Annotated in this window: 10 protein-coding genes; 3 read left to right on the forward strand and 7 right to left on the reverse strand. The window is 72.3% G+C overall.

Annotated elements, in window-relative coordinates:
• Nucleotides 1–75 precede the first annotated feature (75 nt).
• On the forward strand, nt 76–354 hold the full coding sequence (locus AB0O09_RS15955) for an HPr family phosphocarrier protein (RefSeq protein ID WP_363542287.1): 279 nt from the start codon (nt 76–78) through the stop codon (nt 352–354).
• 72 nt (nt 355–426) lie between these two features.
• On the opposite strand, the gene AB0O09_RS15960 is transcribed toward AB0O09_RS15955, so the two are convergent.
• From AB0O09_RS15960 to AB0O09_RS15975, 4 genes are all read right to left on the reverse strand, one after another.
• Nucleotides 427–1,338 (reverse strand): glutaminase, encoded by a 912-nt coding sequence (locus tag AB0O09_RS15960; protein ID WP_363542288.1) that lies wholly within the window; start codon nt 1,336–1,338, stop codon nt 427–429.
• Nucleotides 1,339–1,536: 198 nt separating this feature from the next.
• Nucleotides 1,537–2,730, reverse strand: a complete 1,194-nt coding sequence (locus AB0O09_RS15965) for an RtcB family protein (protein WP_363542289.1) — start codon at nt 2,728–2,730, stop codon at nt 1,537–1,539.
• A 303-nt stretch (nt 2,731–3,033) separates the two neighbouring features.
• Nucleotides 3,034–4,413: a pitrilysin family protein gene (locus tag AB0O09_RS15970; RefSeq protein ID WP_363542291.1), complete on the reverse strand. Its 1,380-nt coding sequence runs from the start codon at nt 4,411–4,413 to the stop codon at nt 3,034–3,036.
• Nucleotides 4,410–5,747 (reverse strand): pitrilysin family protein, encoded by a 1,338-nt coding sequence (locus AB0O09_RS15975; RefSeq protein ID WP_363542292.1) that lies wholly within the window; start codon nt 5,745–5,747, stop codon nt 4,410–4,412. The genes AB0O09_RS15970 and AB0O09_RS15975 overlap by 4 nt, the downstream gene beginning before the upstream one ends.
• A gap of 323 nt (nt 5,748–6,070) precedes the next feature.
• Here AB0O09_RS15975 and AB0O09_RS15980 point away from each other — a divergent pair, with 323 nt between their 5' ends.
• A complete protein-coding gene (locus tag AB0O09_RS15980; RefSeq protein ID WP_363542293.1) occupies nt 6,071–8,521 on the forward strand; it encodes a DNA topoisomerase IV subunit A in 2,451 nt (816 codons plus the stop codon).
• A 141-nt stretch (nt 8,522–8,662) separates the two neighbouring features.
• Nucleotides 8,663–9,562: a sucrase ferredoxin gene (locus AB0O09_RS15985; protein ID WP_363542294.1), complete on the forward strand. Its 900-nt coding sequence runs from the start codon at nt 8,663–8,665 to the stop codon at nt 9,560–9,562.
• A gap of 57 nt (nt 9,563–9,619) precedes the next feature.
• Here the strand turns inward: AB0O09_RS15985 and AB0O09_RS15990 are convergent, their stop codons facing one another.
• From AB0O09_RS15990 to AB0O09_RS16000, 3 genes are all read right to left on the reverse strand, one after another.
• Nucleotides 9,620–10,675, reverse strand: a complete 1,056-nt coding sequence (locus AB0O09_RS15990; protein ID WP_363542295.1) for an ABC transporter substrate-binding protein — start codon at nt 10,673–10,675, stop codon at nt 9,620–9,622.
• Between the two features lie 108 nt (nt 10,676–10,783).
• The gene (locus AB0O09_RS15995; RefSeq protein ID WP_363542296.1) at nt 10,784–11,653 is read right to left on the reverse strand and encodes an ABC transporter permease; all 870 of its coding nucleotides are present in this window, start codon (nt 11,651–11,653) and stop codon (nt 10,784–10,786) included.
• Complete coding sequence (locus tag AB0O09_RS16000; RefSeq protein WP_363542297.1) at nt 11,643–12,467, reverse strand: ABC transporter ATP-binding protein; 825 nt, start codon at nt 12,465–12,467, stop codon at nt 11,643–11,645. The genes AB0O09_RS15995 and AB0O09_RS16000 overlap by 11 nt, the downstream gene beginning before the upstream one ends.
• Nucleotides 12,468–12,482 lie beyond the last annotated feature (15 nt).

Genomic DNA, 12,482 nt, shown 5'->3' on the forward strand with positions numbered 1-12,482 from the left:
TTCCGGACGTGCGACGGACGTGCGACACTGGTCTAGACAACTGGCTCCACCCAGCACCACCGAAAGGCACGTCCCATGGCAGAGCGCCGCGTCACCGTCGGTTGGGCCGAAGGCCTCCACGCCCGTCCCGCCTCCATCTTCGTCCGCGCCGTCACCTCCACGGGCGTGCCCGTCACCATCGCCAAGGACGGCGGCAACCCCGTGAACGCCGGCTCCATGCTCGGCCTGCTCACCCTCGGTGCCGCCGGCGGCGACACCGTCGTCCTGGCCTCCGAGGCCGACGGCGCCGACCAGGCCCTCGACCGCCTCGCCAAGCTCGTCCAGGAGGGCCTCGACGAGCTCCCCGCGGCCTGACCGCGGCTACGCGGAAGGGGTGCACCACGGCGGTCTCCCGCCGGGTGCACCCCTTCGCCCTGCCGGGTGCCGTCAGAAGACCGACCAGCCGGTCGCCGTGGTCAGCGCGTCCAGCGCCGCCACCCCCAGCACCGAGTTCCCCGCCGCGTCCAGGCCCGGGCTCCACGCGCACACCGCGCCCCGGCCCGGCAGCACCGCCAGCACGCCCCCGCCGACACCGCTCTTGCCCGGCAGCCCCACCCGGTAGGCGAACTCCCCCGCCGCGTCGTACGTCCCGCAGGTCAGCATCACCGCGTTGATCCGCTTCGCCTCGCTGCGGGTCAGCAGTCGCGAACCGTCCACCCGCACCCCGTGCCGCGCCAGGAACAGCCCCGCCAGCGCCAGGTCCCGGCAGCTCGCCGTGATCGCGCAGTGCGCGTAGTAGTGCGCCAGCACGCTGTCCACCGGGTTGCGCAGGTTGCCGTAGCTCGCCATGAAGTGCGCCATCGCCGCGTTGCGGTGGCCGTGCCGCGCCTCCGAGGCCGCCACCGTGTCGTCCGTGGCCACCGCGTCGTTCCCCGACTCCCGCCGGAGGAACTCGCGGACCGTCCCCACCGCGTCGCCCGTCAGCTCCAGCAGACGGTCCGTCACCACCAGGGCGCCCGCGTTGATGAACGGATTGCGCGGGATCCCCTGCTCGGTCTCCAGCTGCACCAGCGAGTTGAACGGGTTCCCGGACGGCTCCCGGCCCACCCCGCGCCACAGCCCGTCGCCGCCCTCCGCGAGGGCCAGCGCCAGCGTGAACAGCTTGGACACCGACTGGATCGAGAACGGCTCCTCCCAGGAGCCCGCCCCGAACACACCGCCGTCCACCGTCGCGATCGCCATCCCGAAGGCCTCCGGATCGGCCTTCGCCAGCGCCGGGATGTAGTCCGCCGAGCGCCCGCGCGCCGGCGCCGCGCGCGCGGTCTCCATCGATTCCCGCAGAAGTCCCTGGTAGTCCACGCGGCCATTGTGTCCCCGGCCGCCCGCACCACCCCGCCGGGGTCCACGATCCGACATTTCGACGTGAGGACCACCGCACCGTCGGATGATCCGCCGACGAACCGACCCGCCGCCGGGACCACCCGGCGCAGGCCGGCGCCATGACCGGATTCGACCTCGAAAGGCCGGGGTGCGCCCCCCGCGCACCCCGGCCCGAGCTCAACCCTTCACGCAGACGACCTGCTTGAGGTGGGCGACCACCTCGACCAGGTCGCGCTGCTGGTCCATCACCTTCTCGATGGACTTGTACGCGCCCGGGATCTCGTCGACGACGCCGGAGTCCTTGCGGCACTCCACGCCCTTGGTCTGCTCGACCAGGTCGCGCGTGGTGAACCGCTTCTTGGCCGCGGTGCGGCTCATCTTGCGGCCGGCGCCGTGCGAGGCCGAGTTGAACGCGGCGTCGTTGCCGAGACCGCGGACGATGTACGAACCGGTGCCCATCGAACCCGGGATGATCCCGTAGTCGCCGGAGCCGGCCCGGATCGCACCCTTGCGGGTGACCAGCAGGTCGACGCCGTCGTACCGCTCCTCCGCCACGTAGTTGTGGTGGCAGCTGATCATCTGGTCGAAGGCCACCTTCGCCTTCGGGAACTCCCGCCGGACGACGTCCTGGAAGAGCGCCATCATGATCGCCCGGTTGCGCTTGGCGTAGTCCTGCGCCCAGAACAGGTCCTGGCGGTAGGCGTTCATCTGCGGGGTGTCCGCGATGAACACCGCGAGGTCGCGGTCGATCAGGCCCTGGTTGTGCGGCAGCGACCGGGCGACGCCCATGTGGTGCTCGGCGAGCTCCTTGCCGATGTTGCGCGAGCCGGAGTGCAGCATCAGCCACACCGAACCGGACGCATCGACACACACTTCCACAAAATGATTCCCCGACCCGAGCGAACCCATCTGCTGGGCCGCCCGCTCGCGCTTCCAGCGGACCTCCGGGGCGATGCCGTCGAAGCCGTCCCAGAAGCGGTCCCAGCCGCCGGTGGCGAGGTCGTGCAGCTTGCCCGGGTCGACCGGGTCGGTGTGCAGGCCGCGGCCGACCGGGATCGCCTGCTCGATCTTGGAACGGAGCCGGGACAGGTCGTCCGGCAGGTCCTTCGCGGTGAGCGAGGTCTTGACGGCGGTCATTCCGCAGCCGATGTCGACGCCGACCGCGGCCGGGCAGACGGCGCCCTTCATGGCGATCACGGAGCCGACCGTCGCGCCCTTGCCCAGGTGCACGTCGGGCATCACGGCGAGGCCGTGCAGCCACGGGAGCGAGCTGATGTTGCGCAGCTGCTGCATGGCCTGGCCCTCGACGGTGGCCGGGTCGGTCCACATCCGGATGGGCACGCGGATGCCGGGTACCTCGGTGTACGACATGGTGATTCGACCTCCACAGGTCGCTTGTTTCCAGCGTAGGGGGGTGCCGCGCGATGAGTCCCGGTGCGGCTCGGGGAAGGCTGTGGGGCCGCGCTCAGGCGGCGGTGCGTCGGGAGGACGGTCGTGGGGAGCATCGGTAGTCGCGCTCGACCCGCATGGTGACCGCCTCCTCTCGCGCTGTGTGCTGCGGCCGCGGGGTGCGGCTGCGGGGACCATCTACCCACGCGGCCGGGCCCCGGTGCAATGCAATAAACGCGCGGGCCCGGCGGAGCTGACGCTCCGCCGGGCCCGGCGTGCCGCACGTCAGTTGGCGACGACGGTGACCTCGCCGATGCCGAGGTCGCGGACGGCGTCGCCGATGACGGAGGCGTCGCCGACCAGCACGGTGACCAGGCGGTCCGGCGGGAAGGCGGCGACGACGGCCTCGGTGGCGGCCTCGGTGCCGAGCTCGGCGAGCTGCCGGTAGACCTCGGCCTGGTAGTCGTCGGGCAGGTACTGCTCGACCTGGTCGGCGAGGGTGCCGGCGACCGAGCCGGCCGTCTCGTACTTCAGCGGGGCGACGCCGACGAGGAACTGCACGGCCTCGTCGCGCTCGGCGTCGGTGAGGCCCTCGGCGGCGAGGGTGCGCAGGATCGTCCAGGTGTCGGCGAGGGCCGGCGCGGTGGACGCGGTGTCGACGGATCCGCTGATGGCGAGCAACGCGCGGCCGGAGCCGTCGGCGGCGGAGCGCAGCGGCTGGGCGAAGGCGCGGACGCCGTAGGTGTAGCCCTTCTCCTCGCGCAGGACGCGGTCGAGGCGGGAGGTGAGGGTGCCGCCGAGGCAGTAGGTGCCGAGGATCTGGGCGGCCCAGGTGGGGTCGTGGCGGTCGGGGCCGATGCGGCCGATGAGGAGCTGGGTCTGGACGGAGCCGGGCCGGTCGACGATGATCACGCGGCCCTTGTCGTCGGCGGTGACCGGGGCGTGGACGGAGGGCTCGGCGGGGTCGGCCGTCCAGGTGCCGAGGGTGCTGTCGAGGAGGGCGGGGAGGTCCGTTCCGGTGAGGTCGCCGACGACGACGGCGGTGGTGGTGCCGGGGCGGACGTGGGCCCGGTAGAAGGCGTGGACGGCGGCGCGGTCGATGGTGCGGACGGTCTCGGCGGTGCCGCTGCGGGGGCGGGAGAGCCGGTCGGTGGCGTCGAAGAGGGCGGCGTAGAGGGCCTTGGCGGCGCGCCGGGCGGGGTTGGCGAGTTCGTGGGTGATCTCGTCGAGCCGGTTGGCGACGAGTCGTTCGATCTCGTCCTCGGGGAGGGCGGGGGCGCGCAGGGCGTCGGCGAGGAGGGTGAGGCCGCGCTCCAGGCGGGAGGCGGGGACTTCCAGGCTGACGCGGATGGCGGGGTGGTCGGCGTGGGCGTCCAGGGTGGCGCCGGCGCGTTCGAGTTCGGCGGCGAACTCCTCGGCGGTGTGGTGCTCGGTGCCTTCGTTGAGGGCGCGGGCGAGGATGTTGGCGACGCCGTCGAGGCCGGTGGGTTCGGCCGCGAGGGGGGCGTCGACGACGAGGTCGACGGCGACGAGCTGCTGGCCGGGGCGGTGGCAGTGCAGGACGGTGATGCCGTTGCCGAGGGTGAGCCGCTGGGGTGCCGGGAACGCCCAGGGGCTGGGGGTGCCGGCGGTGGGCTGCGGGTGGAAGGTCATCTGGCTGGTCACGCGGCCGTCTCCTGCTCGGTGGTGTCGTCGGCGTCGGGGCCGGTGGTGGTGGGCTCGTAGGCGAGGACGGCCCGGTTCTCGGGGTGGAGGCGGGCGGCGGCGACGGCGCGGACTTCTTCGGCGGTGATGTCGAGGACCTTGGGGAGGGCCTCGTTGAGGAGCTTGGGGTCGCCGAAGAGGACGGCGTAGCGGCAGAGTTCGTCGGCGCGGCCGGCGACGGTGGTGAGCCGGTCGAGCCATTCGCGTTCGATCTGGGCCTGGGCGCGCTCGAGTTCCTCGGGGGTGGGACCTTCGGCGGCGAAGCGGGCGAGTTCCTCGTCGACGGCGGTGCCGACGGCGTCGAGGGTGGCGTCGCCGCTGGTCTTGACGTCGAGCCAGCCGAGGCTGGGGGCGCCGGCGAGGCGCAGCAGGCCGAAGCCGGCGGTGACGGCGGTGCGGTCGCGGCGGACGAGCCGGTTGTAGAGGCGGCTGGATTCGCCGGAGCCGAGGATGGTGAGGGCGAGGTCTGCGGCGTCGGCCTCGCGGGTGCCGTCGTGCGGGAGGCGGTAGGCGGCCATGAGGGCGCGGCTGGGGACGTCCTCCTCGACGAGTTCGCGCAGTTCGCGGCCGATGGTGTCGGGGAGGGTGCCGTCGCGCGGGGGCTGCTTGCCGTCGTGGGCGGGGATGCTGCCGAAGTACTTCTCGACCCAGGCGACGGTCTGCTCGGGGTCGAGGTCGCCGACGATGGAGAGGACGGCGTTGTTGGGGGCGTAGTAGGTGCGGAAGAAGGCGCGGGCGTCCTCGAGGGTGGCGGCGTCGAGGTCGGCCATGGAGCCGATGGGGGTGTGGTGGTAGGGGTGGCCGTCGGGGAAGCTGAGGGCGGTGAGCTTCTCGAAGGCGGTGCCGTAGGGGACGTTGTCGTAGCGCTGGCGGCGCTCGTTCTTGACGACGTCGCGCTGGTTCTCCATGGAGGTGTCGTCGAGGGCGTCGAGCAGGGAGCCCATCCGGTCGGCCTCGAGCCAGAGGGCGAGTTCGAGCTGGTGGGCGGGCATGGTCTCGAAGTAGTTGGTGCGCTCGAAGCTGGTGGTGCCGTTGAGGGAGCCGCCGGCGCCCTGGACCAGTTCGAAGTGGCCGTTGTTGGAGACGTTGCGGCTGCCCTGGAACATCAGGTGTTCGAAGAGGTGGGCGAGGCCGGTGCGGCCCTTGACCTCGTGGCGGGAGCCGACGTCGTACCAGAGGCAGACGGCGGTGACCGGGGTGAGGTGGTCCTCGGAGAGCACCACGCGCAGGCCGTTGGCCAGGCGGTGTTCGGTGATGGCGAGGCCTCGGTGGGAGGCGGGGGCCGGCTGGGCCATGCGCTGTGGGTCCTTCCCTGGTGGTTGTGCAGGTCGGGGGCTGTGTGCGTGTCCCCATTGTGGTGCAACGCGCGGGGGCCCGGGATGTGTCCGCGCAGGGGCGGCGTTCGCCAGGGGCGGACGCGGCGGGGGTCGGTCGCGGCGGTGGGCGGTCCGGGTGCGGGGGCGGGCGCTGCGGGGCCCGGGTCGGCGGGGGTGGGCGTGGCTGTGGGTGGGAGGGTCCACAATGGGGGGCGCCGTGCCCCCGTAGGGTTCGACGCGGCGGCCGGTGGACGGCCGCCGTTCGACAGACGCAAGCCCGACACGCAAGGAGCCCCGCCGCGATGGCCCGCCGCAGTTCGCCCACCCCGCCGCCCGGTGACTTCGAGGAGCGGATTCTCGATGTCGACGTGGTGGACGAGATGCAGGGCTCGTTCCTGGAGTACGCGTATTCGGTGATCTACTCGCGGGCGCTGCCCGACGCGCGGGACGGTCTGAAGCCGGTGCACCGGCGGATCCTGTACCAGGCGAACGAGATGGGTCTGCGGCCGGAGCGCGGGCACGTGAAGTGCGCGCGCCTGGTGGGCGAGGTGATGGGTCGGCTGCATCCGCACGGCGATGCGTCGATCTACGACTCGGTGGTGCGGATGGCGCAGCCGTTCTCGATGCGGCTGCCGTTGATCGACGGGCACGGGAACTTCGGTTCGCTGGGCAACGACGACCCGCCGGCGGCGATGCGGTACACGGAGTCGCGGCTGACGGCGGCGTCGATGTCGATGGTGGAGTCGATCCACGAGGAGACGGTCGACTTCGGTCCGAACTACGACGGCAGTGAGCAGGAGCCGCAGGTCCTGCCGTCGGCGTTCCCGAACCTGCTGGTGAACGGCGCTTCGGGCATCGCGGTGGGCATGGCGACGAACATGCCGCCGCACAACCTGGCCGAGGTGGTGGCGGCGGCCCGGCACCTGATCAAGCACCCGAACGCGGACCTGGACACGCTGATGCGGTTCGTGCCCGGTCCGGACCTGCCGACGGGTGGCCGGATCGTGGGTCTGTCGGGGATCCGGGACGCGTACGCGAACGGCCGGGGGACGTTCAAGATCCGGGCGACGACGTCGATCGAGAGCGTGACGGCGCGCCGCAAGGGGATCGTGGTCACCGAGCTGCCGTACAGCGTCGGGCCGGAGAAGGTGATCGCGAAGATCAAGGACCTGGTCAACGCGAAGAAGCTGCAGGGCATCGCGGACGTCAAGGACCTGACGGACCGTGAGAACGGTCTGCGCCTGGTGATCGAGGTGAAGAACGGCTTCGTGCCGGAGGCGCTGCTGGAGCAGCTGTTCAAGTTGACGCCGATGGAGGAGACCTTCGGCATCAACAACGTGGCGCTGGTGGACGGGCAGCCTCTGACGCTGGGTCTGAAGGAGCTGCTGGAGGTCTACGTCGACCACCGCTTCGAGGTGGTCCGTCGGCGCAGTGACTTCCGGCGGCGCAAGCGCCAGGAGCGGCTGCACCTGGTCGAGGGCCTGCTGGTGGCGCTGGTCGACATCGACGAGGTGATCGCGCTGATCCGGTCGAGCGACAACGCGGCGCAGGCGAAGGAGCGGCTGGTCGAGCGCTTCTCGCTGTCGGAGGTGCAGACGGCGTACATCCTGGACACTCCGCTGCGGCGGCTGACCCGCTTCGACCGGGTGGAGCTGGAGGACGAGCAGCGGAAGCTGACGGCGGAGATCGCGGAGCTGACGGAGATCCTGGAGTCGGACGCGCGGCTGCGCAGCGTGGTGTCGTCGGAGCTGGGTGCGGTGGCGAAGCAGTTCGGTTCGCCGCGCCGGACGGTGCTGCTGGAGGCGGGGGCGGTGCCGAGTGCGGCGCTGTCGGTGCCGCTGGAGGTGGCGGACGATCCGTGCCGGGTGATGCTGTCGTCGACGGGTCTGCTGGCGCGGACGGCGGACGGCGAGTCGGTGGAGGTGTCGGAGCAGCGGGCGAAGCACGACGTGGTCGTGTCGGCGGTGGCTGCGACGGCGCGGGCGGACGTGGGTGTGGTGACCACGGCGGGCCGGGTGCTGCGGCTGCCGGTGATCGACCTGCCGCAGTTGCCGCCGGGGGGTGCGGCGTCGCTGGCCGGTGGTGCGGCGGTGTCGGAGTTCCTGCGGCTGGAGGCCGGGGAGCGGGCGCTGGCGCTGACGACCCTGGACGAGTCCTCGCCGGGTCTGGCGCTGGGCACGGCGCAGGGCGTGGTGAAGCGGGTGGTGCCGGAGTGGCCGTCGAACAAGGACGAGTTCGAGGTGATCGCCCTCAAGGAGGGTGACGAGGTCGTCGGTGCGGTGGAGCTGGCGACGGGCGAGGAGGACCTGGTCTTCATCGCCTCGGACGCGCAGTTGCTGCGGTACCCGGCGGGTCAGGTGCGGCCGCAGGGTCGTCCGGCCGGCGGCATGGCGGGCATCAAGCTGTCGGAGGGGGCCCGGGTGCTGTCGTTCACGGCGGTGGATCCGGGTGCGGACGCGGTGGTGCTGTCGGTGGCGGCGGCGTCGGGGACGCTGTCGGGCGGTGAGCACACGACGTGGAAGGTGACGCCGTTCGAGGTGTATCCGCGCAAGGGCCGGGCGACGGGCGGTGTCCGTTGCCAGCGCTTCCTGCGGGGTGAGGACGTGTTGGCGTTCGCGTGGGCGGGTGCGGTGCCGGCGTTGGCGGCTGCGGCGAACGGTTCGCCGGTGGTGCTGCCGGAGCGGGATCCGCGCCGGGACGGTTCGGGTTCGCCGGTGTCCGCGCAGGTCGCGGCGGTCGGCAGCCGGCTGTAGGGCCGGTTCCGCGTGGGCGGGGGCGCTGCTTCGGCGGCGCCCCCGTCGGCGTTGCGGCGGGGGCCGGTGCGGTCGGCGGGGCGCCCGGGGCGGTGCTTCGACGCCGGGGCTGCCGGGGGTGGCGAGGGTAGGCTTGCCTGGGTGAGCACCTGTGCGACGTTGTCGCTGGAACTGTCCGAGCCGTTGGCCGCGACCGCGGCGACGGCCTCGACCTGGCTGCTGTTGGAGCAGGCCGGGCCGTGGGGGGCGAAGGCGCTGGTGGAGAGCCATCTGGAGACCGCGGTGGGGGCCGCGTTGGAGGCGGCCGCGGCGGGTTCGGGGGTGCGGGTGGCGCTGGTGCGTTCTCCCGGCCGTCATGCGGACGCCCGGCTCCGGGACCGGCACCGGGTGGTCGTGGCGCACACGGTGCCGGGCCGGTCGTGGGTGCGGCGCTGGTCGGTGGCGGATCCGGCGGAGCTGCTGGGCCTGGACTTCGCGGCGCTGGGTGCGGGGGTGCACGGGGGTCTGGGGGTGGAGCACGACGGCGGTCCCCTCGCGCTGGTCTGCACGAACGGCCGACGGGACCGGTGCTGTGCGCTGCTGGGGCGTCCGTTGGCGGCGGAGCTGGCGGCGTCCGGCCTGGGCGAGGTGTGGGAGGTGACGCACCTGGGCGGTCACCGGTTCTCGCCGACGATGCTGGTGCTGCCGTTCGGGTACGCGTACGGGCGGCTGTCGGGGGCGGCGGCGAAGGAGGTGCTGGCGTCGACGGCGGCGGGGCACACGGTGCCGGAGTTCTCGCGGGGCCGGTCGTGCTGGGACCGTCCGGGTCAGGCGGCGGAGCACGCGGTGCGCCTCGCGGTGGGTGAGACGGCGGCGGAGGCGCTGACGGTGCGCCAGACGGCGGTGGTCGGCGGCTGGTCGGTGGAGGTGCGGCACGTGGACGGCCGCGGCTGGCGGGTGCCGGTGACGGCGGGGGTGTCGGAGCCGCCGCGTCCGGAGAGCTGCGGGAAGGCGGCGGGGCTGCCGTCGCGGATGGTCGCGGGACCGGTGGAACGGCTGTGACGGCCCCTCGCCCGCTGTCCGGGAGGGCGGGGGGCCGTCACAGGTCACGGGGCCGGGTCAGCCGGTGGCCTTGTTGACGAACTCGGTGGTGTAGGTCTTGGCGAGGTCGATGCTCGCCTCCTTGCCCTTGACGTCGGGGTGGAAGGCGCCGAGGACGGCGAGGACGGTCTTCGGACCGTCGGCGGGCATGACGCCGTCGGCGGTGAACATCGGCAGGGTGGCCTTGATGGCGGCCGCGTACTGCTCGGCGCCGCCCTGTGCGTAGTCGGCGGGCATCTTCGCGGCGATCTCCTCGGGGGTGTGGGTGTTCATCCACTTGAGGGTCTTGACGAAGGCGTTGGCGAGCTTCTGCACGGTGTCCTTGTTGCCGTTCACCCAGGCGGTGTTCATGTACAGCGAGGACGAGGGGTAGAGGCCGCCGAGGGCGGCCTTGGAGCCCTCGGGGGTGCGCATGTCGTACAGCACCGTGCCGATGTTCTTGGAGACGATGTTGGCGACGGTCGGGTCGGTGGTCATGCCGGCGTCGATGGAGCCCTGCTGCATCGCGGCGATGAAGGTCTGGCCTGCGCCGACGGCGATCGGGCTGAACTGGCTGGTGTCGACGCCGTTCTTGACGGCGAGGTACTTGGTGAGGAAGTCGGTGGAGGAGCCGATGCTGGTGACGCCGAGCTTGCGGCCCTTGAAGTCGGCGCCGCTCTTGATGGCTTCGGCCTGCTTGGCGGAGACGACCTCGACCTCACCGGGGGCCTGCGAGAACTGGACGACGGACTCGACGCTCTTGCCCTTGGCCTGCAGGTCGATGGTGTGGTCGTAGAAGCCGACGGCGCCCTGGACGTCACCGGCGAGGAGGGCGGTGGTGGCGTTGACGCCGGCGGGCTCGCTCATCAGCTCGACGTTGACGCCGGCCTCGGCGAAGTAGCCGAGCCGCTGGGTGAGCATGGCGGGCATGTAGATGACCTTGTCGAGGCCGCCGACCATGATCTTGACCTTGGGGCCCTCGACGGTGGGGCCGGCCGGGGCGGCGCCGTTGTGCGAGGTGGAGGCGGCGTCGTTGGCGCAGGCGGCCAGCGGCAGGAGGAGGGCGGCGGCGAGGGCGGCGGCGGTTCTGCGCATGGGTGGGGGCCTTCCTGGGTGCGCGGGGGGAATCTTCTGCGGGGGGAGCTACTGCGGGGGACGTGATGCAGGGACGTTCTGCGGGAACTGCGGGGGTGGGGCTGCGGCTCAGCGGCCGTCGCCGGAGTCGGCGGGCTTCCAGCGGAAGAGCCGCTTCTCGGCGAAGGTGAGCAGGCCCTCGGTGAACAGGGCGACCACGGCGAGGATGGTCATCGCGGCGTAGACGCCGGCCGCGTTGAAGGTGCCCTGGGCGGCGGCGACCATCAGGCCGAGGCCCTTGGTGGCGCCGATGTACTCGCCGACGATCGCGCCGATCAGGGCGAAGCCGAAGCTGACGTGCAGGCTGGTGAAGATCCAGGTGGTGGCGGCGGGGATGACGACCTGCAGGGTGACCTTGCGGTTGTCGGCGCCGAGGATGCGGGCGTTGGCGACCAGGTTGCGGTCGACCTCGCGGGCGCCCTGGAAGGCGTTGAAGAACACCGGGAAGAACACCAGGACGACGGCGGAGGCGACCTTGGACGCCGGGCCGAGGCCGAACCAGATCAGGAAGATCGGCGCGAGGACGATCCGCGGGATCGCGTTGAGGACCTTGATGTAGGGCCCGAACACGTCGGCGAGGAAGCGGATCCGGCCGAGCGCGATGCCCAGCAGGACGCCGGTGACGACACCGATCACCCAGCCGCTGAGCGCCTCGTACAGGGTGTAGCCGATCTGCTCGCCGAGCGAGCCCTGGGCGGTGCCGTGGGTGATCCACTGCCAGATCTGCGCCCAGATCTTCGACGGCTGGGAGAAGTTGAACGGGTCGATCACACCGGTGCGGGCGCAGACCTCCCACAGGCCGAGGAAGGCGACGAGCACGCCGGCCCGGGCGGCGTACACGCCGTTGCGGCGGTTGCGGGCGGCCCGTTCGCGGACCTGGCTGCGGGTGGCGGCGGGGGCGGCCGCGGGTGCGGCGGCGGGGGCGGTCTCAAGCGGCACGACCCGCTCCTCTCTCACGGGTGATGCGGACTTCCTCGCCGAGGGAGGCCCAGATCTCGCGGTACAGCTCGACGAAGCGGGGCTCCAGGCGGACGGCTTCGACGGTGCGCGGCCTCGGCAGGTCGACGGTGAAGACCTCCTTGACGGTGGCCGGTCCCGCGGTCATCACGACGACCCGGTCGGCGAGGGCGATCGCCTCGTCGAGGTCGTGGGTGACGAAGACGACCGAGGAGCCGGTGCCCGCCCACAGCTCCAGCAGCTGGTCGGACATCAGGGCCCGGGTCTGCACGTCGAGCGCGGAGAACGGCTCGTCCATGAGCAGGATCTTCGGGTCGTTGACGAAGGTCTGGGCCAGCGCGACGCGCTTGCGCATGCCGCCGGACAGCTGGTGCGGGTAGCGGTCCTCGAAGGCGGCGAGGCCGACCCGGGCGAGCCAGTCGCGGGCCTTCTCGCGGGCCTCGTCGGCGCCGACACCGCGGAACCGGGGGCCGGCGGTGACGTTGGAGAGCACCGTCCGCCATGGGAAGACGGCGTCCTGCTGGAAGACGAAGCCGACGTTCGGGTCGATCCCGTCGACGTGCTCGCCGTAGACCTTCACCTCGCCCTCGGTGGGCTCCTCCAGGCCGCTGACCAGGGTCAGGGTGGTGGACTTGCCGCAGCCGGTGGGGCCGACGACGGCGACGAACTCGCCGGGGGCGACGGTCAGGTCGAGGTCCCGGACGGCGGTGTGCAGGGTGCCGGACGGCGTCCGGAAGCGTTTGGTCGCCCCGGTCAACTCGATCGCCGGGACGGCGTCGGCCTTGTGCGGGCTCACGTGAACCACCTACCT

The organism is Kitasatospora sp. NPDC093679, assembly GCF_040683455.1.
Lineage (GTDB): Bacteria > Actinomycetota > Actinomycetes > Streptomycetales > Streptomycetaceae > Kitasatospora > Kitasatospora arboriphila.